General features: G+C 61.6%; 20 protein-coding genes and 1 pseudogene. 11 read left to right on the plus strand and 10 right to left on the minus strand.

What is annotated here, in order from left to right; translation table 11 throughout:
• Positions 1-2: 2 nt before the first annotated feature.
• Complete coding sequence (locus AX724_RS08330) at positions 3-968, minus strand: SDR family NAD(P)-dependent oxidoreductase (protein WP_066765284.1); 966 nt, start codon at positions 966-968, stop codon at positions 3-5.
• 140 nt (positions 969-1,108) lie between these two features.
• On the opposite strand from AX724_RS08330, the gene AX724_RS08335 reads away from it, so the two are divergent.
• The gene (locus tag AX724_RS08335) at positions 1,109-1,984 is read left to right on the plus strand and encodes an AraC family transcriptional regulator (RefSeq protein ID WP_269454132.1); all 876 of its coding nucleotides are present in this window, start codon (positions 1,109-1,111) and stop codon (positions 1,982-1,984) included.
• Positions 1,985-2,137: 153 nt separating this feature from the next.
• Here the strand turns inward: AX724_RS08335 and AX724_RS08340 are convergent, their stop codons facing one another.
• The 3 genes and pseudogenes from AX724_RS08340 to AX724_RS08350 all read right to left on the minus strand — a co-directional run bounded on the left by AX724_RS08340 (position 2,138) and on the right by AX724_RS08350 (position 3,777).
• Complete coding sequence (locus tag AX724_RS08340; protein ID WP_066765286.1) at positions 2,138-2,548, minus strand: MFS transporter; 411 nt, start codon at positions 2,546-2,548, stop codon at positions 2,138-2,140.
• A gap of 28 nt (positions 2,549-2,576) precedes the next feature.
• Positions 2,577-3,063, minus strand: a pseudogene (locus AX724_RS08345) (IS21 family transposase); the annotation flags it as partial.
• Positions 3,064-3,213: 150 nt separating this feature from the next.
• Complete coding sequence (locus tag AX724_RS08350) at positions 3,214-3,777, minus strand: TetR/AcrR family transcriptional regulator (protein ID WP_066765288.1); 564 nt, start codon at positions 3,775-3,777, stop codon at positions 3,214-3,216.
• Positions 3,778-3,996: 219 nt separating this feature from the next.
• Between AX724_RS08350 and AX724_RS08355 the strand changes: the two genes are divergently transcribed.
• Genes AX724_RS08355 through AX724_RS08395 form a run of 9 tightly spaced genes read left to right on the plus strand, consistent with a single transcriptional unit; the run spans position 3,997 to position 14,836 of the window.
• Entirely contained in the window at positions 3,997-5,094 is a 1,098-nt protein-coding gene (locus tag AX724_RS08355; protein WP_066765290.1) for an efflux RND transporter periplasmic adaptor subunit, read from the plus strand.
• A 13-nt stretch (positions 5,095-5,107) separates the two neighbouring features.
• Entirely contained in the window at positions 5,108-8,248 is a 3,141-nt protein-coding gene (locus tag AX724_RS08360; RefSeq protein ID WP_066765292.1) for an efflux RND transporter permease subunit, read from the plus strand.
• Positions 8,241-9,941 (plus strand): efflux transporter outer membrane subunit, encoded by a 1,701-nt coding sequence (locus AX724_RS08365; RefSeq protein ID WP_231736582.1) that lies wholly within the window; start codon positions 8,241-8,243, stop codon positions 9,939-9,941. The genes AX724_RS08360 and AX724_RS08365 overlap by 8 nt, the downstream gene beginning before the upstream one ends.
• Positions 9,942-9,947: 6 nt before the next feature.
• A complete protein-coding gene (locus tag AX724_RS08370) occupies positions 9,948-10,619 on the plus strand; it encodes a TetR/AcrR family transcriptional regulator (RefSeq protein WP_066765296.1) in 672 nt (223 codons plus the stop codon).
• Between the two features lie 2 nt (positions 10,620-10,621).
• Positions 10,622-11,290 carry a TetR/AcrR family transcriptional regulator gene (locus tag AX724_RS08375; RefSeq protein WP_082733451.1) on the plus strand — a complete coding sequence of 223 codons (669 nt, stop codon included), beginning with the start codon at positions 10,622-10,624 and terminating at the stop codon, positions 11,288-11,290.
• Positions 11,287-11,766, plus strand: coding sequence for a CsbD family protein (locus tag AX724_RS08380; RefSeq protein ID WP_066765300.1), 480 nt, complete (start codon positions 11,287-11,289; stop codon positions 11,764-11,766). The genes AX724_RS08375 and AX724_RS08380 overlap by 4 nt, the downstream gene beginning before the upstream one ends.
• Positions 11,766-12,311: an HdeD family acid-resistance protein gene (locus AX724_RS08385; protein WP_066765302.1), complete on the plus strand. Its 546-nt coding sequence runs from the start codon at positions 11,766-11,768 to the stop codon at positions 12,309-12,311. The genes AX724_RS08380 and AX724_RS08385 overlap by 1 nt, the downstream gene beginning before the upstream one ends.
• Positions 12,312-12,351: 40 nt before the next feature.
• Positions 12,352-13,632 carry an NAD(P)/FAD-dependent oxidoreductase gene (locus AX724_RS08390; RefSeq protein WP_066765304.1) on the plus strand — a complete coding sequence of 427 codons (1,281 nt, stop codon included), beginning with the start codon at positions 12,352-12,354 and terminating at the stop codon, positions 13,630-13,632.
• A gap of 1 nt (position 13,633) precedes the next feature.
• Positions 13,634-14,836, plus strand: a complete 1,203-nt coding sequence (locus AX724_RS08395) for a phospholipase A (RefSeq protein WP_066765305.1) — start codon at positions 13,634-13,636, stop codon at positions 14,834-14,836.
• 345 nt (positions 14,837-15,181) lie between these two features.
• Here the strand turns inward: AX724_RS08395 and AX724_RS23985 are convergent, their stop codons facing one another.
• The 6 genes from AX724_RS23985 to AX724_RS08425 all read right to left on the minus strand — a co-directional run bounded on the left by AX724_RS23985 (position 15,182) and on the right by AX724_RS08425 (position 20,879).
• The gene (locus AX724_RS23985; protein WP_066765307.1) at positions 15,182-15,517 is read right to left on the minus strand and encodes an AAC(3) family N-acetyltransferase; all 336 of its coding nucleotides are present in this window, start codon (positions 15,515-15,517) and stop codon (positions 15,182-15,184) included.
• A gap of 319 nt (positions 15,518-15,836) precedes the next feature.
• Positions 15,837-17,291: an efflux transporter outer membrane subunit gene (locus AX724_RS08405; RefSeq protein WP_082733453.1), complete on the minus strand. Its 1,455-nt coding sequence runs from the start codon at positions 17,289-17,291 to the stop codon at positions 15,837-15,839.
• 4 nt (positions 17,292-17,295) lie between these two features.
• Entirely contained in the window at positions 17,296-18,204 is a 909-nt protein-coding gene (locus tag AX724_RS08410) for an efflux RND transporter periplasmic adaptor subunit (protein WP_066765309.1), read from the minus strand.
• 10 nt (positions 18,205-18,214) lie between these two features.
• On the minus strand, positions 18,215-18,427 hold the full coding sequence (locus tag AX724_RS08415) for a DUF1656 domain-containing protein (RefSeq protein WP_066765311.1): 213 nt from the start codon (positions 18,425-18,427) through the stop codon (positions 18,215-18,217).
• Positions 18,424-20,406 (minus strand): FUSC family protein, encoded by a 1,983-nt coding sequence (locus AX724_RS08420; RefSeq protein WP_066765313.1) that lies wholly within the window; start codon positions 20,404-20,406, stop codon positions 18,424-18,426. Before AX724_RS08420 ends, AX724_RS08415 begins: the two co-directional genes overlap by 4 nt.
• 2 nt (positions 20,407-20,408) lie before the next feature.
• On the minus strand, positions 20,409-20,879 hold the full coding sequence (locus AX724_RS08425) for a MarR family winged helix-turn-helix transcriptional regulator (protein WP_066765315.1): 471 nt from the start codon (positions 20,877-20,879) through the stop codon (positions 20,409-20,411).
• Positions 20,880-21,043: 164 nt separating this feature from the next.
• Here AX724_RS08425 and AX724_RS23990 point away from each other — a divergent pair, with 164 nt between their 5' ends.
• Positions 21,044-21,217 (plus strand): hypothetical protein, encoded by a 174-nt coding sequence (locus AX724_RS23990; RefSeq protein WP_197421517.1) that lies wholly within the window; start codon positions 21,044-21,046, stop codon positions 21,215-21,217.
• Positions 21,218-21,307: the final 90 nt, after the last annotated feature.

The raw sequence follows: 21,307 nt of genomic DNA on the forward strand, positions 1-21,307 counted from the left end.
TCTCAAGACCTCACATCATCGATGGATAACCCTGTCAGCTCGACCGACAGGTTCCACAGCCGCTCCGCTACGTCGGAATCGGTGGCATAGGCTTTGACGCCGACGAACGGTTCGCCAGCTTTCTCCGCCCGGACGGCGATGTCGCAATCCTCGCAATAGAGACCGCCAAGCCCATCGAGCCGTGACGATGTCGCCGCCCACACCTGCGTCGCCACGCCCTGGGCGGGCGTCTTGAACGTCGGATCGGCCGGATTGCCGTTGGCATCGAGCCAGCCTTCCGCCGTCATCTCTGTCTGCGTCAGGTGACGCTGGAGCGGCGTGAAGATCTTGCCGGGATGGAGCGAGAAGGCGCGGATGCCGCGATCCCGGCCGATCCGGTCGAGGTGGACCACGAACAGGGCATTCGCCGTCTTCGACTGTCCATAGGCCAGCCACTTGTCATAGCCCCCCGTGAACTGCACGTTGTCCCAGCGCATCGGCGAGGCGTGATGGCCGGCAGAGGAGACGGAAACCACCCGCGCGCCGCCTTCCAGCAACGGCCAGAGCCGGTTCGTCAGCGCGAAGTGCCCCAGATGGTTGGTAGCCAACTGCGCTTCCCATCCCGGCCCGACCCGCGTCTCAGGGCAGGCCATGATGCCGGCATTGTTGATGAGCATGTCGATGTGATGCCCGGACGCGAGGATACGCCTGGCGAACAGATCGACACTGGCGAGGTCACCGAGATCAAGCGCATCCACCGTCACGCCCGGAATATCGCGCGTCGCCATTCGTGCCACTTCCGGGTTCCGCGCCCCGACGATCACCTGCGCGCCGGCCGCCGCCAGCGCCTTCGTCGTTTCCAGCCCGAGGCCGGAATGACCGCCGGTGACGATCGCGCGCTTGCCGGTCAGGTCCATGCCGGCGAGCACATCGGATGCCGTTGTGCGGGCGCCGAAGCCTGAATCCAAAGGGTGTTGGTGGTCTGTCATGTCGCTTCTCCGAGGTCGGGACGCTCGCGCTTGATGCGGGCGCTGGCACTATGGAGAGGATGAGCGATGGCCGCCGAACGATCCATGCTGTATAGTCCGATTATCTTTCGCGATAATACGGATTGGCCGCTTTGGACCCCTTGTCGGATGTTCTTTCCCTGTTGAGACCCAAGACGGCGATCAGCGCCGGTCTCGATGCCGGCGGCGAATGGGCGATCCGGTTCCCCGCCCATGACGGCATCAAGTTCAATACCGTGATGCGAGGCGCCTGCTGGGTCAGTGTGGAAGGAGAAGCCGAACGGATTCGGATCGAAGCCGGAGACTGTTTTCTCCTGACCCGTGGCCGACCGTTCCTGTTCGCCACGGACAACCCGTCGCTGCCCATCGACTCCGCGTCGATCTACGATCACGCAATCGACGGCATCGCGACCTGCAACGGCGGCGGCGATTTCTTCCTGATCGGCGGGCGATTTTCGTTCGAGGGCGATCACGCCGGGCTGCTGTTCGGCGCGCTTCCCGCCATCGTCCATATCCGCGATGCCTCTAGCCAGGCGGCGGTGCTCCGCTGGGCGCTGGAACAACTGGCGCTGGAACTGAAACAGGGATCGCCCGGCGGCGCGTTGATGGCCGATCATCTCGCGCAGATCATGCTGCTTCAGGTGCTGCGGCTCTGGCTCGCCTCCGGCAAGCAATCCGGCTGGCTGGGCGCGCTGGCCGATCAGAGATTGACCCGCGCGCTCGGCGCGATGCACGCCGAGCCGCAACGCCGCTGGACGCTGGTGGAGCTTGCCGGTCTCGCCGGCATGTCGCGCACCACCTTCGCCGAACGCTTCCGCGATGTCGTCGGGCAGACGCCGCTCGACTATCTGTCGGGCTGGCGGATGCGGCTCGGCGTGCATAGTGTGGCCACCATCGGCTTTTCGGTCGGCTATGAATCGGAAGCCGCGTTCAGCACCGCCTTCCGCCGCGTCATGGGCCGCACCCCGATGCAGCACCGGTGCATGGTCATGGCTTGACCTTCTCCGCCACATTACATTTTCCCATTGTCGATAGCCAACCGGCTCTGTGCGGGACTGCCCGCCTGATTTCGCTCGACTACGATCAGATGATCGCCATCGCCACCGCCAGTCCGGCCACCATGGCCGCCAGCAACGGAATTGCCGACAGGCCTAGCCCGGCCGAGAGGGGGCGGCGCTCATCCCCGCACCGATGGCATTGCCGAGATTGAAGGCGCTGATGTTAAGCCTGGAAGCAAGGTTCGGAGCTGAGCTGGCGGCTTCGACCACTATCGCTTGTGTGATCGCGCAGACGGCGAAAGCGAGGACTCCCCACATAGTGACGATCGCGGTCGCGGACCATGGTGTCCCGCCCAGTGCGGCAAAGATCAGCCGTACCGTCGCGACACCGATCAGCACCGCGACGAGGCTGGGTCCCGCCCGCCATTCGGTAAGACGTGCCCCGAGATAATTTTTACCCGTCAGGCCAATGCCAGCCGCCAGCAGAACATAGCCAACACCGCCGTCCGGCACACCGCCGAGGTTCGTCAGGATTGGCGCGATAAAGGTGAAGAAGCCGAACATGCTATTCGAGGCCAGCGTGCTGACAGCCTGCCGCGGGATAGGCCCGCACATAGCAGGCATCACTGTGCGGCAGATCGAGCGCGAAGAAGTAAGCCTTCTGCAGGGCGTCGCCGATCTCCACCAGAGCTTCCCGAAATCGGCCTGCGCATCTCCTGCCGGGTGTGCCAGCGGCACGAACATCTCCCGGCTGCGCTGCTCGCGCTTCCGGATGTAATCCTTGGTGATCGCATAGCCGCCGGTGAAACCATGCTCGGTGCGCAAATGGTCGAATACCCGCTTCGCCCTATGGCGCTGCTTGCACGGGACGCCGGGGTCACCCTCAAGCCATCATCGATGATCGCCGCAAATCCGTCCAGCTTCGGGCGCTGCGGTACAGTCTGACGCCGGTAACCCTGCGGCGATGAAAACGACAGCATCTCGCGCACCGTATCGCGCGACGCATTGCAACGCTTCGCCGCCGCCCGCTGGCTCATGCCATCCGCGCAAGCCAAACGTACCTTCAGATAATGTTCCACGCTGCAGATCCTTACCTCCCTGACTTGGCAGAAGGGCTTCAAGGTGGACGACTTTTATGCCGCCCGCAGCGGGACTATCCCGCCGCTAGCGTGGTTGAATATTGCTCCGCCGTTCTCAGGATTTTCAGGCGGCTTCCCCTGGACGCCACGCTAAGTCGCAGAAAAGATGCATCGGACGACATCCCGCATCAGTTCCAGATCGATTTGCTTGTCCAGATCCGGATTTCGCAATGCGCGTACGGACAAGCCTTCCATGAGTGCTGCTGCCAGTTCCATGCGTGCTTCAAGCTTTGGATCAGTGGCATCGAAGATTCTCTGGTGGGCTGCCTTGATTTCGGCATTGTGGCGATGGACGACCTCCGCAATCGCGGGATTACGCGCCGCTTCCGCCAAAATCTCCATTTTCAACGCTGCGCGAGAGATGTCCTTATTCATCTCCACGCTGCGCTCCGTTCCGTTCGCAAAGGCAGCAATAGCATCCTCGGGATTTGCTGCGTCGCGCATGCCGGCCAGAAGCAGTTCCACTTCGTCGCGCTCGCGCTCGACTATCCCCGCGATGATGTCCTCCTTGCTCTTGAAATAATGATAGATGTGGCCGGTGCTCATACCCGCTGCGGCGGAAATCTGGGCCATACTGGTGCCGTGGAAGCCCTTTTCGCGGAAACACATACTCGCAGCCTCGAGGACCTGCGCACGCCGACGCTGAGCGTTCATACTGTCATCACCCCTTTGGGCCGTTCTGGGCATTACCTGTCTCCTGTTTCCTCTCCGGCTGCATAGCGCGCTTGCAACCACGGAACATTATAGTTGATTGGTTTGGTCGTTCAATCTAAACATTTTCCGAGTCGCGTTTCGCCCGTCGGGTTGCAAGCGCGATTTGTTTTTTGCGATAGACTAGGTCGATCATTCGACCTAATATTGGAGTTGCGATTTATGGCGATAGTGGGGGGCAAGGCGATCCCGATGGCAGCGATGGTTGCGTCCTGTCTCCTCTTGGCGGCATGTCAAAGGGAACAGGCGTCGCCGCCGCCGGCTACTCCGGAAGTCTCGGTCATTACGCTGCGTCCCGAAGATGTGACATTCTCGACCGAATTGCCGGGCCGAACGACTCCTTACCGCGTGGCCGAAGTGCGTCCGCAGGTCGGTGGCATTCTCTTGCAGCGATTGTTCGAGGAAGGCAGCTTCGTCAAAGCCGGCCAGCCGCTCTATCAGGTTAATCCCGCGCCCTATCGGGCAACGCTCGAAAGAGCGCAGGCGAGCCTGTCTTCCGCCCAGTTGCTCTCGGAACGCTATGACCGCCTTATCAAGGACAACGCGATCAGCCAGCAGGATCGCGATGATGCCCGCGCGCAATATCTCGCAGCTCGCGCCGCTGTCCATTCGGCGCAGATCGACATGGGCTTCACGCGGATCAGCGCGCCCATCTCAGGCCGGATCGGTCGATCGGCCTTCACCCAGGGCGCTTTGGTAACGGCCAGTCAACCGGACGCACTCGCCACCATCCAGCAACTCGATCCCATCTATGTGGATATCGTCCAGCCTTCCACGGCGTTGCTGACGCTGAGGGAGGATTTTGCGAGCGGCCGTCTGAAGGCGGGCGGGGATGGGCAAGCGGAGGTTCGCCTGATCCTTGAGAATGGCAAATCCTATCCCCAGCCGGGCCGGCTCAAATTCTCCGAGGTGAGCGTCGACCAGGGCACGGGCGCAGTGACGCTCCGCGCGCAATTTCCCAATCCTGACGGCGTTTTGCTGCCGGGCATGTTCGTGCGCGCTCTACTGCCGCAGGGTATGCGCAGCAATGCGTTGCTCGTGCCCCAACGCGCCGTCACCCGCGATCAGAGCGGGCAGGCCAGCGTGATGATCGTCGACAAGGCGGGCAAGGCGCAGCAGCGCAAGGTCAGCGTCGAGAGGAGCGTCGGATCGCGCTCGCTCATAAGCGCGGGCCTGGCCGCGGGTGACAGGGTGGTCGTCGATGGCGGCCAGAACGTCCAGCCCGGCGCCATGGTGAAGACCGTGGCTGCCGCGAAGTAGGAGCACGAAAGCCATGTCGCGCTTCTTCATCGACCGGCCGATCTTCGCCTGGGTCATCGCCATCGTCATCATGCTGGCGGGCGTACTCGCCATCCGGGCGCTGCCGATCAACCAATATCCCAACATCGCGCCGCCCGCGATCCAGATCAGCGGCACCTATCCCGGCGCATCGGCGCAGACGGTGCAGGATACCGTCGTGCAGGTGGTGGAGCAGCAGCTCAACGGTCTCGACAACCTGCGCTATATCAAGTCGGAGAGCAACGCAGACGGCAGCTTCGCGATTACCGCGACTTTCGAACAGGGAACCGACCCCGACATCGCGCAGGTCCAGGTGCAGAACAAGCTGTCGCTGGCGACGCCGCTCGTGCCCGCAGAAGTACAGGCGCAGGGGATGCGCGTTGCGAAATTCCAGATCAACTTCCTGGTCGTCGTAGGGCTTGTATCGACCGACGGCAGGATGAGCGCCTATGATCTGGGCGACTTCATCGTTTCCAAATTGCAAGACCCGCTGGCGCGGACTCCCGGCGTCGGCGACTTCATGGTCCTGGGGTCGCAGAATGCGATGCGTATCTGGCTCGATCCCACGAAGCTGACCAGCTTCGGCCTGACCCCGACCGATGTCAGCGCCGCGATCAAGTCCCAGAATGTTCAGGTCTCGTCCGGTCAGCTCGCGGGCCTGCCGACGACCAAGGGCGTAGAACTCAACGCGACGGTGATCGGCAAGACCCGGTATCAGACGCCGGAGCAGTTCCGGAATATCCTCCTGAAGGTGAACGCGGACGGCTCGCAGGTGCGGTTGCGTGACGTCGCCGAGGTAAAGCTTGGCGCCGAGCAATTCTCGATCCAGGCAAATTACAATGCCAATCAACCGGCGGCCGGTATCGCGCTGCGCCTCGCCACCGGGGCCAACGCGCTCCAGACCATCGAGGCGGTACGTGCGAGGCTCAAGGATCTGGAGCCGACCTTCCCCAAGGGCGTGAAGATCGTCTATCCTTATGACACCGAGCCGGTGATCAGCCATTCGATCGAGGGCGTGGTCCACACGCTGCTGGAAGCGATCGTGCTGGTCTTTGCGGTGATGTTCCTGTTCCTCCAGAACTGGCGAGCCACTCTGATCCCGACACTGGCGGTACCGGTGGTGCTTCTCGGCACGTTCGGGGTGATGGCGGCGTTCGGCTTCACCATCAACATCCTGACAATGTTCGGGCTGGTACTGGCGATCGGCCTGTTGGTCGATGACGCGATCGTGGTGGTGGAGAATGTCGAACGGCTGATGACCGAGGAGGGGCTGTCTCCGCTGGAGGCTAGCCGCAAGTCCATGGAGCAAATCAGCGGCGCCCTGGTCGGTATCGCGCTGGTGCTTTCGGCGGTGTTCGTGCCGATGGCGTTCTTCGGCGGCTCCACGGGCGTCATCTATCGCCAGTTCTCGATCACGATCGTCTCAGCGATGGCATTGTCAGTGCTGGTCGCGCTGATCTTCACACCAGCCCTGTGCGCGACGATCCTGCAGCCGATTTCCCACGATCATCACGAGAAGAAGGGGTTTTTCGGCTGGTTCAACCGCTGGTTCGACCGTTCGGCCGGGCGATACGAACGCGGCGTCAGCCGCCTGCTGGGCGCGCGCAAGCGCGGCATGATCGCCTTTGGCCTGATCGTGGCGCTGCTCGTGGTTCTGTTCCCGATGATGCGCAGTTCGTTCCTGCCCGACGAAGATCAGGGCATGGCGCTGATCCAGGTGCAGATGCCGCCCAATGCCAGTTCTGAACGGACGCAGCATGTGCTGGGTCAGGTTGCCAACTTCCTCCTCAAATCCGAGGGCGACGCGGTACAGGCCGTCATGACCGTGTCGGGCTTTAACTTTGCGGGCCGCGGGCAGGGGTCCGGCCTTGCCTTCGTGCAGCTCAAGCCATGGAATGACCGCACCACCAGCGCCTTCGATATCGTGGGCCGGACGATGCAGCATTTCGCGGGGCTGAAGGAAGGCACCGTCATCGCTTTCGCGCCGCCCGCCGTTCAGGAACTGGGCAATGCGACCGGGTTCGATCTGTTCCTGCAGGATAACGGCGGTGGCGATCACGCGCGGTTGATGCAGGCGCGCAACCAGTTTCTGGGCATGGCGGCGAAAAACCCCGCGCTGCAACTGGTCCGCCCCAACGGCATGAACGACGAACCGCAATATCAGATCGAGATCGACGACGAGAAGGTGCGCGCGCTCGGTCTCAGCCTGGACGACGTGAACAACACGATGTCGGCCGCCTGGGGCTCGTCCTATGTCAACGACTTCATCGACAACGGCCGCGTCAAACGCGTTTATATCCAGGGCATTCCCGAATCCCGGATATCTCCTGAGGATTTCGGCAAATGGTATGTGCGTAACGACAAGGGCGAGATGGTCTCGTTCGATGCGTTCGCGACAGGCAAATGGGTTTACGGCTCACCCCGGCTGGAACGGTATAACGGCGTCCCGGCGGTCGAGATTCTTGGCGAGCCGGCGCCGGGCAAAAGTTCCGGCCAGGCGATGGCGGCAGTGCAGGAAATCGCTGCCAAGCTGCCCCCAGGCATCAGCGTCGCCTGGACCGGCCTCTCCTATGAGGAACGGCTGTCGGGATCGCAGGCTCCTGCGCTCTATGCCCTGTCACTGCTGATCGTGTTCCTCTGCCTTGCGGCGCTGTACGAAAGCTGGTCGATTCCCTTCTCGGTCATGCTGGTCGTGCCGCTGGGCGTGATCGGCACGGTGATCGCGACGCTGGCGCGTGGCCTGAGCAATGACGTGTTCTTCCAGGTCGGGCTGCTGACGACGATTGGCTTGTCGGCGAAGAACGCGATCCTGATCGTGGAATTCGCGCGCGATCTGGTCGAACGGGACGGCAAGCCGCTGATGGAGGCCGCGATAGAGGCCGCCCGCCTGCGCCTGCGGCCGATCATCATGACCTCGCTGGCCTTTACCGTGGGCGTGCTGCCTCTCGCGGTCGCGTCGGGCGCCAGCGCGGGCAGCAAGCACGCGATCGGAACCGGCGTCGTCGGCGGTATGATCACCGCGACGATCCTCGCCATCTTCTTCGTGCCGCTGTTCTTCGTCGTCGTGATGAGCTTCTTCTCTAAGAAGAAAGGCGAGACGCCCGAACAGTCCACCGGGGAGATCGCTCATGATTGACAGCACACTGCCCGTCGCGCGGGCTTCCTCACCCAGTAACCAGATGATCCGTCGCGCTTCATCGGAGGCAAACAATATGGCCAGCCAGACAGTCGCACGCCGGGACTGGTCACCCGATGCGGGTTGCGGATCGGCCGCCCCGAGCGGCGGCCAACCCGGAGATGTGAGCCATCACTCCCCGGGCGGGTTGCAGTCCGGCATCTTGTCCCAACGCGCCGGGCTGCAACCCCTTGGCCGAACGCCGTTGCATCGAAAGGCACTCTTCAGGGGGCGAAGGTTGTTCCTGTGCGGCATCGTTGCTTTTCTTGGTGGCTGCACGCTGGCGCCAAAATATGAACGGCCTGCAGCACCTGTGGCGCCCATCTATCCGAACGGTCTGGCCTCTTCGGGCCAATCCGCTGCGGAGATCGAATGGCAGCAGATGTTCGTCGACACAAAGTTGCGCACGGTCATCCGCATGGCCCTGGAGAATAACCGCGACCTTCGGGTAGCGGCCCTCAATATCGAAAAGGCGCGGGCACAGTATCGCATTCAGCGTGCCGCCCTGATCCCCGATATCAATGTCACCGCAAGCGGCACTGAGCAGCGCCAGCCCGGCGGCCTCGCTTTCTTCGACAGTTCCTACAGTCTGGGCGTCGGGGTTAGTGCCTATGAACTCGATCTGTTCGGCCGCGTGCGCAGCCTGAAGGATGCGGCGCTCCAAAGCTATCTGTCGACTGTGGAAACCCGGCGCGCGACCCACATCAGCCTGGTTGCCGAGGTGGCAAGCGCCTATGTCACGCTTGCAGCCGATGAGGAGCTTCTCCGCCTGGCAGACGACACGCTGCGCACGAGGCAGCAAGCCTATGACATCCAGAACAAGCGCTACGCTGCGGGTACATCGTCACTTCTTGAACTGCGCCAGGCGGACGGGGAACTGGAAGATGCAAGATCAACGGCCCTGGCTGCGACCAGTCAGGTTGCCCTCGATCGCAATGCTCTTGAACTGCTGGTGGGGTCGCCGCTTGCGCCTGACCTGTTGCCGGTGGCGGGGGCTACGACCGCGATGCTCGGCCGCGATGACCTGCCTGCCGGCTTGCCGTCCGACCTGTTGCGCAACAGGCCCGACATATTGGCGGCCGAACATGATCTGATGGGCGCCAACGCGAATATCGGTGCGGCGCGAGCGGCCTTCTTCCCCAGCATCAGCCTTACCGGCAGCGTTGGGCGGGCGAGCCTGGAACTCAAGGATCTGTTCGACGGAGGCAATCACACATGGAGCTTCAGCCCGCAGATCAATCTCCCGATTTTCACCGGTGGTCGGCTTAAAGCCGATCTCGACGTGTCAAAGGCCAATCGAGATATCGCCGTCGCGCAATATGAAAAGTCGATCCAGACGGCATTTCGCGAAGTCGCCGATGCGCTTGCCCAACGCGCCGTCATGGACGCCCGGCTTGAAGCACAACGCAGACGAAGCGACGCCGCCGGGATATCGAATGACCTTGTGCAGCGCCGCTACCGTGAAAAAGTCGCAGGATATCTTGAGGTACTCGATGCCCAGCGGACAGCCTATGTGGCACGACAATCGTTCATCCAGACCGATCTGGCGCGGCAGATGAATCTTATCACTCTTTACAAAGTGCTGGGAGGCGGATGGGATCCAGGCCTTTCCAATCGCCCTGACCCCAACACATCCGCCAAGCACACTGGGTGATCTACAATGGCAGCGCGGCATATCCGGACGAAGGCCGTCAACCGCCAGCCCCCAGAGCGCGGCGCGCGCCGTGAAGCAAGACGGGCTCAGCTTGTCGCTGCAGCCCGCATCGCTTTCCTTGCGAAAGGCTTTGCTGCCACGACGATCGAGGATATTCTGCGATTGACGGAAACGTCGCCGGCGACGCTCTATGCTCACTTTACCAGCAAATTTGCCCTCTTCGAAGCGGTGGTGCAGGATGAAGCGCAGCGCATTTGGAACCGGATTCTCACTGTTCTGCCGGCGGAAATATACCTGCCGGTACCTCTAGGGTCCTTCATTGCGACGGTGCTGAATATTGTCGCCGATGAGGAGATGATTGGCTTCTTGCGCCTCGTGATTGCCGAGTATCGGCAATATCCCAGCATCGAAGCGATTTTCCGTAAGACCGGTCCGCGCGTTCAATCTGTCATTTCCAGGCATTTCCAGCATTGCGAAGAACTGGTGGGGCTATCTCCTGAAAATGCCGCAGCGATAGCCGGCATATTCTTGTCGAGCATCGCCAATGTACAACTTTCCCTGCTTACCGGGTTTGTAGATCCGGAGGAATTGCCGGCGCTTACGGATCGAATAGCACGAGATATCCGCGCAATCATCGACTTTGGCAATGCGCCATACATGCAGGGTGGTCAGAAGTAAGCATGCGCCGCAGGGTCCGATCTTCGAAACTGGACGGCCATGTCACCGTGCAAAGGCGCCACAGCGCCAAGCGAGAGGCACGCCGGCAACGGTTGATCGACGCTGCAAGGAGCGCCTTTTTGACCAAGGGCTTTGACGCGACAACGATCGATGACATCGTGAGCGTCTCTGGCGGTTCACGCGGTACGCTTTACATCTATTTTGGCGGCAAGCCGGCCCTTTACGAAGCTGTCGTCAAACGAGAAGCAGTGCGTCTCGTAGAAACGCTGTCCGCTGCTCTTAGTGATGCGTCCGAGCTGAGTTCATTCCTGACGGCAGTCATGGACGTCGCGACCGGAGAAAAGGCGATTGCGCTCCTCCGTCTCGTGATCGTCCGATGCGAACAGCATCATGCTATCCCGGATATCTTTCGCCAGACGATACCGATTTTGGAAACTCTCACCGTCAACCATTTATGGGCATGTGTCGATTTTCCTCAGTTGCCCGAGCCTATGCGCCATGCCCTCGCCGACGCGCTCTTGATGGGCATCGCACAGGCCCAATTGTCCAAACTCACCGGCATTGCCGGGCAGGGTGACGAGGCCGTGCTCTCGCGCCAGGTCATCCGACATCTTACCGCGCTCATCGCTGCTTTCGAGCGCGCCACGACTGACCGGGAACGACGGGAATGAACAAGCATCAGATACATGGAAACTGGAAGATCATTTCGGGGAAAATCCAGCGGATCTGGGCCGAAAGTCTGGGAGATTATCGCGCCGCCATGCACGGCAATCTGCGCGAAATCGCCGGCCAGATCCAGAAAGAGTTCGGCCTGGCGCGGGAGGAGGCGGAGCAGGCGATCGAGAAATGGCGCGAGCAGGAACTTCCGACGGCCTTGCTGAAGGAACAATGGGATCGTTTCGACCTGGCGATGAGGGATCAGTGGGATGTCCTGCGCATCCGGCGCAAATTGCTCAGTCACGAACTGGAGGACAAACGGCAACTCGTCATCGGCCATGCAGAAGAGCTCGTGAACCGGTTCGCTGCGCATTATAAAATTTCCGAGGATGATGCCGCCCGGCAGGTCAATGACTGGTTGACCATCGCGCGAAGCTGGCTCGCTCATCCTTCACTAAATAATCTGCGCAAACCGGAGGAGAAGCTGTGATGAACACTGTCGAATTTCCCCGCAGAAAGCGTGTCAATCGCAACGACTGGATCTGGATGCTCCTGCATTCGCTGGCCGTCATCGCGATTGGCATCCTCGCTTTGGTTTTTCCGTTTCCGGCCAGTCTCTCCGTAGGGATTCTGCTGGCAATGACGCTTATGGCCTATGGTATATTGCTCGTGATCGCTGCCTTTGTGCGTCGTAAGCCCGACTGGGGCGATATCCTTCTGGGGTTTCTTGGTCTGCTCGTTGGTAGCGTGACGTTGACCATGCCGCTCACGGCTGCCGTGAGCCTGATGTGGATGATGGGAGCCTGGTTCGTCGTTTCTGCAATCTTTGGCCTTGTCGGCGCCTTTCGCGCAAAGGATCGGCAGGTATGGCTCTTTCTAAGCGCTTTGCTGGATCTTGTTTTCGGCGCGATCCTGCTTTTCGCCGATCCGCTAAGCGCGCTCGCCTATGCCGCGTTTCTTCTGGGCTTCAGCCTGCTCTTTCGCGGTTCCTTCCTGCTGGTCACAGCCTTCAGAGTGCGTGCTCTTCACCGATGATACGACGCACACCTGAACATCTGGAAAGTCGGATATCACTATGAAGCACCGTGTCGTCATCGTCGGCGGTGGCGTGGCCGGCCTCGACCTGGCTGGACAGCTGGCTCGAAGCAAGCAGCCAGAACTGGATGTCACGCTGATCGATCGTGAGTCGGCCCATGTGTGGAAGCCGATGCTCCACACGATTGCCGCCGGCACGGCAGATACCTTCCCGAACCAGACGGCTTATCTTGTGCAAGCACGCAGACGTGGATTTCGGTTTGAGCCGGGCGAAGTGGTGGGGGTCGATCGGCAGTCTCATGAGGTCGAGATTGCGCTGATGGTAGATGGTGAAGGCTGCGAACTCGTTCCCGCCCGCAAAATTGCATACGACACCCTTGTCCTGGCGGCGGGCAGCCGCGCCAATGATTTCGGCACGCCCGGCGCGTCGGAGCATTGCATGACGATCGATTCTCGCCATGAGGCAATCGCGTGCAACGATCATCTGCGAATACTGATGCTCAAGGCGATTGCGTCGGGAAACACTCTCTCAATTGCGATCGTCGGCGCGGGCGCTACTGGCGTCGAACTGGCCTCCGAACTGATCCGGTTGGCCGATATCCTGGAGCAACATGGGGCGAGCGGCCTGCGGAAGGGCCTGAAGATAAGTTTGATCGAGTCGCAATCCCGTATTTTAGGCCCCTTTCCCGACAAGATTGCCGCCGCTGCGTCTGAGGTGCTTGAGGATCTGGGAATTGATGTTCTCACCCATGCGCCGGTGCAGTCGGCGGATGCGCAGGGGTTCGTGCTAGCCGATGGGCGGCGGATCGATGCCGAACTGAGGATCTGGGCAGCGGGCGTGCGTGCTCCCGAGTTTATCGCCGGTATCGAGGGCCTGGAGCACAGCCGGCTGGGGCAGGTGGTCGTCGGGCCAACGCTGATGTCGGCCCAGGATCCGGCAATCTTCGCCCTGGGTGACTGCGCGAGTCTCACATTGCCTGACCGGACCAGTCCATTGCCGACGACCGCACAGGCCGCCTATCAGCAGAGCTTCTATCTCGGGCGCCAGCTTCCCAGAATGCTGAACGACTATCCGGTCCCGGCATTTCGCTATCACGACTTCGGATCGCTGGTGTCGCTCGGGGGATATGACGCCTATGGCACCCTGGGACGGTTCGGTCTGTTTCGGGGCGGTTTCCTCAAAGGTCGGGTGGCCCAACTCGGCCATGCGCTTCTTTACAGGCGACATCAGGCACGACTCTATGGGCCTGTCCGGGGAAGCCTGCTCTGGCTCGCGGATTGCGTCGGCGGAGCGATCAGACCAACGCAGAGACTGGGCTGACATGATGAAGTTCCTGCCTGGATCCTATGCCGTGTTGCTTGCCCTGCCGAGCCCGGTCGCCGCCCGCTCTCCAGTCGAAGTCCTGCTGACGGGGGCCCTCGAGACCGACGCCGGTGCGCGATCGGTCGTCGAACTTCGCATACTCAATTCAGGCGGATCGACGGAGCAGATGATCCTTCCCGACCGTATTGAGGCCCGGCTCGAAGACGCTGGCAGTGTGCGCAACATATGGCTCACACGAGCCGACGCTACCGCTTCAGAATTGATGGTGCCGGCCTCAGGCTTTGCGCTGGCACTTTATCAGATCGAAGCGCACGAGGCCTCGGCGGGATCATTATTGTCAATTCCTGCCTGGTCGACTCCGACCGTAAGATTGCATGATGCCACCTCAGCGCGATTTGCGGCCACAGGCGAATCGGCACCCACCGTAAGGAAGACCGAGATCGTTGCAGCCAATTCGCCTGTCGACAGGCGGTCGGGCAACGCATTCATCGATAATCTCGCGCCCTATGAGCCTATCTACGGCGTTTATGGGCCAGGTACCAACAGCGAGGCGCGGCTTCAGATAAGTTTCAAATATCGCCTGTTCGGCATGAAGAGCGGGGAAGGAGAGAGGACCTCCTGGCGCAACGGCTTGCATTTCGCCTATACGCAGCGGATGTTCTGGGATCTTGGGGCGAATTCTTCGCCGTTCCGAAATATCGATTTTCAGCCGGAACTGATCTACACCACGCCGTCGCGTGTGTTGACGAGCGGCGTCTCGATCGTAGGACAGGCCGGTATCCGACACGAATCCAATGGCCGCGATGGCCTGGATTCCCGGTGCATCAACAGCCTTTATGTCATGCCGATGGCTGCGCTGCCCCTGGCCGGTGACTACGACCTTGTCGTTGCACCCAGGCTTTCTCTCTATGTCGGTGACAAGTCAGACAATCCCGACATCGTCCGCTACCGCGGTCACGCCGGATTGTTCATGGAGGTCGGGGATAACGAAGGACTGCGTCTTTCGACCTCCACCAGGTTCAACTTCGGGTCAGGGAAGGGGGCGATAAACGCCGACCTCTCCTATCCGCTGCCCCGGCTCCTGGGCGGAGGGCCGGACGTCTACCTCTTTGCCCAGTCTTTCCATGGCTATGGCGAGAATCTTCTCGACTATAATCGTCGGACCAGCCGGCTGCGCATTGGAATCGCCCTTGTACGCTGAAAGGAGCGCGTCGTCGGGAAGTATCTACGCTACCCCGATTTCACCCTCCTCTTGCCGGGCTGCTTATGCCTCAAGCCAGTGGATCGCAAAGAAAGCATCTGACGCGTATCGACCAGTAGCGACGGCGCGGCACCAACCCGGTCCTGATTGCCTACGCCGGAGCCGACATAGGCAGTCACCATTTGCTCGATATAGTATTCGGGCAGGGCCTCATGAACGGGATCGCCGGTCTCAAACCTTCCATGAACCGCCATTGGGTGCCGTTCGCGCCGGCAAACGGCACCTCGCGCCAGGTGATCCGCTTGGTTGATATGTTGGCGAGATCGTTGGCATGGTGGACCAGCGTCACGGTGTCCCACGGCGCCCCACCATAAGAACGCGACCGCCGATTTCGACCAAACTTAACGAGGGTGTGTTCCGACCGAACCTATAGTCGAGCCGGTGGTCAGCCGTGATCCAGTCGGCCAGCCTGCCGATCGCCGCCACGGATGCACCGGGGTTGGCGCTCCCCCGCGCACCCGACAAAGTCCCGACGAACTCGGCGATGATGTCGTTCATCCCTGCCGCGCGCGACGATTGCTGGTCAAACCCCGGTACATCATCGCGCCATTCTGGGAGGACATGGCCAGGCTCGTCCAGCAGGTCGGCATGCACGCTGACCCAACTCGTATAGACAAGCATCGTCCCTGGTGGGAGGCACGACATTGAGGAGGGCATTCGACAGGGCGTCCGGGCCGCTGAGAAGCGGTCCAACCTTGCTCATCGCCGCGTGGACCATAACGGTATCGCCCGCCCGCAATCCTATACGAGCCAGGTCGTCGCGCAATGATGCGCGGGTCCGGAAATCGGGCACATTGTTGCCCGTCAATCCTCCTGATGCTTCATTCCAGCTGAAAACCGAGGCGCGGCTTCAATCTACCACCATCTTTCAGCCAAACCGGGTGAGACGGCAAAGTCTGCGATACCGGAAACACATGGCGTAGCCCTATTGTCATACGTATCAGTTCGCATTGCCGCCCGCCCCACGTACCGCTGGATCGCTCCACCCGCCGCCCAGTGCCAGAAAGAGCCGGATCCGATCGGTTGCGATCGTCGTTTCAGAAGCTGCAAGTGCTGCTTCGGCCTGTGCGAGCGTCCGTTGCGCATCAAGGGTTTCGAGACCGGAGGCCAGCCCGCCACGCGCCAGCCGTTGCTGGAGGACCAGGGCTTTGCGGCTTTCGTCGCGCGCCGTCGTGAGGCGCACATTCTCCTCGATGTCGCGGGCGTAGGTTGCCAGCGCCGTCTCTGTTTCGCGCAAGGCTCCCAGCACCCGTCCGTCGAACGTTGCGAGCGCGGCGCGACTGGTTGCATTCGCCTGTTCAATCCGCGTGCGCGCCACGCGCCGGTTGGGGAAGCTCCACGAGATGAGCGGGCCAGCACTGAACCGGAACGCGGCACTGTCCACAAGGCTGTCAAGGCTGCGCGAAGTCGACCCGAGCGACGCGCCAAGGCTGATCGTGGGGTATAGGTCGGCAGTCGCGACCCCGATACGAGCTGTGGCGGCAGCCAACTGGCGCTCAGCCTCCCTGATGTCCGGTCGGCGCCGCAACAAGGCTGCGCCATCGCCGACGGGCAAGGCCTGCCGGATCATCGGGACTGTGCTGCATGTCACCAATTCCGGCGGAAAATCCTTCGGCTCCCGGCCAAGTAGCACGGCCAGTCGATATAAAGCGGCCCGCCGGCTGCTCTCCAGTCGCGGCACAGCGGCACGCAACTGGGCAAGGAGGGTTGCGGATCGCGCGATGTCGAGCGGTGTGCCAACCCCCGCGCGCCTGCCCCGTTCCAGCAGCGCAAGACTTTGCTGCTGCAAGGCGATGGAGCGATTGGCGACGGCGATCTGAGCGCCTGCCGCACACGCCCCGCTATATGCGTCGACGACATCAGCGACGACCGTGATCACCGCCAGGTCATATGCCGCCGCTTGTGCGCCGGCGTCGGCTTCGACCGCTTCGATGCCGCGGCGGATGCGCCCGACAACGTCCACTTCATATGAGATGCTTGCACCCATGTCGAAGGTCGTGTGAACGCCGGCCGGGGAACCGATGCCAAGGTTCGACGCTTCGCCGACCGAAGGCTGTGCGTCCAGGCCGGTCTGAACACCGGCACGCGCCCGCGCCTCGGCCACGATGGCGCGTGACCGTTCGAGATTGGCGGCTGCCACCCTCAGGTCGGTATTAGCCCCAAGCGCTTCCTCGACCAGCGCATCGAGGCGCGGGTTCGCATAAAGCTGCCACCACCGATCCGGCAAAGGATCGGATTTGAACGCGGGCGCCCAGCCTTCCACGAAAGCCGATCGCGCCCCGTCTCTCGACGCTGAGGGCACGGGCGGAACATAATCGGGCCCTACAGCCGCGCATCCCGCGAGCAGGAGGGAAGTGACCGGAATGATCGAGGCAAGTGATTTGCGCATGGCCATCGCGTCACTTGCTCCCGACGAACCTGAAATTCTCGTCGGCGCCATCGAGCGTCACCGTCACCGTGCGCCCTGCGACAAGGTCCAGCCCCTGGGGCACCCGATCGATCGCGATTCGCACGGGGATGCGCTGGGCTAGGCGTATCCAGTTGAAGGTGGGATTGACGTTCGCCAGCAGCGTGCCTGCCGTCGTAGTCCGCTCCCGGTCGTCGATGCCCGCCGAGCGACCCTCCACATGGCCCTTTATCGGCCGGTCTTCCCCCATGACATGGATGGTGACCGGCGCGCCGGGATGGATGCGCGGCAGCTTGGTTTCCTCGAAATAGCCGGCGACGTAGAAGCTGTCAGAATCGACCAGCGCCATCACAGGCTGGCCCGCGGTGGCATAAGCGCCGGGGCGCAAGGAGAAGTTGGTGATGATGCCGTTGACCGACGCACGTACCTGCGATCGCTCCAGGTTGATCCGAGCAAGATCGAGCGCCGCCATCGCTTGCGCGTAGCGGGCGCGGGCCTCCTCTGCGGCGCTTCTGCGATTGTCACGATCCTGGTCCGACACCACGTCGCCGAGCGAACGATAGCGGCGATCCTCCCGTTCGGCCGCCATCAGCGTCGCGCGCGCCGTCGCCACCGCCGCCTCCGCCTGATCGCGGGCGTTGCGGAGCCGGGCATGGTCGATGACAAAGAGGACATCGCCCCGCTTCACGACCTGATTGTCGCGCACAAGCACCTGTTCGACCCGTCCTGAGACATCGGCTGCCAGCGGAACGACGTCCGCCCGGATCTTGCCGTCGCGGGTTTGCGGGGCGAAGGTGTAGTAGGTGTAGAGCTGCCACAGGACGAAGATCGCAAGAGCAACCACGAAGAGTGTGAGCAGCGGTTTGATCGATCTTTTCAGACGGGCTCGGGTCAGGATCATGCGCGTGACTTCATGTCTTGGTGAGGATGCGCAGGACAGCGAAGGCCAGTCCCGCTAGGACGATCAGCAGCGCCGTGTCGAACAGGGGGCGCTGCCATATGAAACGATACAGGCCAGCTGCATCCAGAAGGCGCGACAGGACGAACCGGACGATCAGCGCGGCCGCCATGCACAGCAGGAGCGGCGAGAGGAAAATCCCCACGATATTGACCTCGCCGATCATCGGGCTGGCTCCCAGGCGGGGGCGCGATGGAAGAGCGCCAGCCTGAGTCCGGCGAGGATTTGGAGGGTCGCATGGCGGTCGTTGTTCGTCATGCCGTCGCTGGCACAAACCGTGTCCATCGCGGTGTCGATGACGGACAGAAATTGCGGTGAGGGATCATCTGCGTCGATTTGCCTTGGGGCGCTCTCCAGAACCTGCTCGACTTTTTCGCGGGCGGCCGCTCCCAGCCTGTCCGCGGCCATCCGCAGATCGCCGATATTGAGACCCGCACGCATGCGGACAAGCAGCGTCGCTGAGCGCTCAATCTGACCATTTGCGGCCAGCCGCGTGGAGAGGGCGGCAACCCGGTTGAGCGCGCGTTCGACATAGCCGTTTCTTTCCCTGGACGTGGCGGTACGGCTCAGCCGGGAAATCTCGGCAATCTCCATGCGCAATACCCGGTGAACCTGATGGTCGACGCCGAGCGTTCGCGAGAGGTTCATGCACAAAGCGGCGACCATGAAGCCTGGGATGAGAGCCAGATTCGCCTCCAGGAACGTATCGAACGCCGCCGGTGTGTAGCTGGCCTGAAGGTTTATCCCGCTCAGAGAGAAGAGAAAGACGAGCAGCACCATCGGATTGACCGCGATCCAGGCGGCGAGCGGCAGGATGAAGATGGCCATCATCGCGAGGAAGGTCGGATAGTCAGTTGCCAGCGGTAGGAGACCGTAGTTCAGGGCTATGGACAGCACGAGCGCAAGCATCAGGAGGCGGCCGGTCACCGCCATGATCCGTCCGGGCTGGTCCATCATGCCGAAAAAGCCCACCAGCGCGACTGCGAGGGTGAATGTATTCGCGCCCTGGCGCCAGCCGGTAGCATACCAAAAGCCGCAGAGCAGCAGATAGCCGGCAAACAGGCCAAGCGAGACCTGAACGGCGAGGCCAATATCCGGCTTTAGCGGGAAATGGCGGGCTTTGGCCACATCCCGGGCGAGGGCGGGGCTGAGATCGCCGGACCCGTTCAGCGAGCGATCGATAGTGTGTATCTCGCTCCAGACCATCAGCATATCGGCCATCATGTCGGCGAGCGCCCCATGGACGAGTTTCAGCCAGGCTGCGCGCGGACCATCGGGCTGCGGCAGATCGCGTATCGCCTGAATAAGCCGCGGCGGGGCCGGATGGCTGGCTTCCAGACATTCGGTCGCGAGTGTGAGGGATGGGGCGATGGCTTCCCGCTCCTGTGCATCGAGCGCGGCGATCCTGTCTCCTATGGCCGAAAGCAGCGGGATCATACGGATCAGCCGTTGCTGGATGGCCAGTCCGCCGCTCAGCACGCGCTTGTCGACGGCGGGATCGTAGCGCAATTGCGCAGTCGTCTGCGACAGGGTCATGATATCGGCGAGGGATTTGAGCCGGTCATGCGCTGCCTGGGCGTCGTCAGGATGACCCCCGAGAACATCCATCGCCCATTTCTTCATGGATGGCAGCCAGCGGGCCAGGCTTGCCCGCAACATATGTTCGGATGAACGTGGCGCGATCACACTGTCGACCATGGTCACGACGATCACGCCAAGCCCAATTTCGCTGACGCGCGCCACCATCGTGTCAAACAGACGTTCAGGATGATCGAATGCGGGGACAGCGATGAGCGCGAGGGTCAGTCCGAACAGCCAGAACGCATAGCTGCGGGGCGTTCTGTCGATGAAGGACAGTCCCATCGCCGCGCAGATCGCTATTCCGAGCGACAGGATGAACAGGCCGCTCACATTGCCGAAGACCGAGGCAAGAAGCAGCGTGGCCACGCCGGCTGAGAATGTCCCAAAGAAGCGGTAGGCCGCTTTTGACCGGATCGCGCCGGATGTCGGGTTCATGCAGGCGCCGCAGGTGACGAGCGCCCAATATGGTTGCGGTAGCCCGATCCATGCGGCGATCGAGAAGGCGATCATGCCGGCGAGGTAGAGCTTGATCGCGAAGATTGCCTGATCAGCCGTTAGTGCCATTTTCACCGCTCGGCTTCCCCGCTTTGGAGGAAACCGGTGATGCGCTTTTCGAACAGACGAAGCACCCTGGTCGCCGTCTCGATCTCCTCAAGGGGAATGTCGGCGAGCAGTGATTTCCTTAATCGAACAAACTCTTCCTCCAGTCGAGCGCCCAGTTCGCGCCCTTTGTCAGTCGCGTGGATGATCCGTATGCGCCGATCCTGCCCGTACCCGCGTCGCTCCAGATATCCCGCCGCTTCCGCCTGATCGACGATGCGGACCATCGCGCCATGGTTGACGCCCACTTCCTCCGCCAGCGTGCCTTGCCGGATCCCGTCTTCGCCTGCGCGGGTCACCATGATGACGGCTGAGCTAATGGGGACGGGTACGTCGAAATTCGCCGCCACGAGTGTCACCGCCTGAATCCAGACGCGACGTACAGGCTGCAGCGAGGTCGTGAAGGCGAGAAAGGAGAGCGCGGGCGATTTGGCCATGGTGGTCCGTAGCGCGCCATTCAATATAGTTCAATAGGCAACTATTGCTTTAGCTCTGATTAACGCCATACTTCGCCGTAAGTTGCACGGCCAGGTGCGCCCGGGGGCAGGGAAAGCGTCAACGTCTCCCTGGCCCATACTGCATCGAACATCGCGCCTTCGGCATGGCTGCTAAGTCCGATGCCTTCAAAGACGGCTTTGATCATCTGTCGATTGGCGGGCATATCTGCGGCTGTTCGGGCGCCGATCGTCATGGATATCGCTTCACGGTGTCGACGAGGATAGCGCAACAGGAGCCGACCAATGATCTTCTTGAAAGACCCGAACAGTTCCGGTAAGCCCTAGGAGCTGCATGACATCTGCGAAGGCCTTCGACTAAGAGGTCCTTTCGCTTGCCCAAGGTCTTTTTTGTCTTGAATGCGCGCTTC

The organism is Sphingobium sp. CCH11-B1, from assembly GCF_001556865.1.
GTDB lineage: Bacteria > Pseudomonadota > Alphaproteobacteria > Sphingomonadales > Sphingomonadaceae > Sphingobium.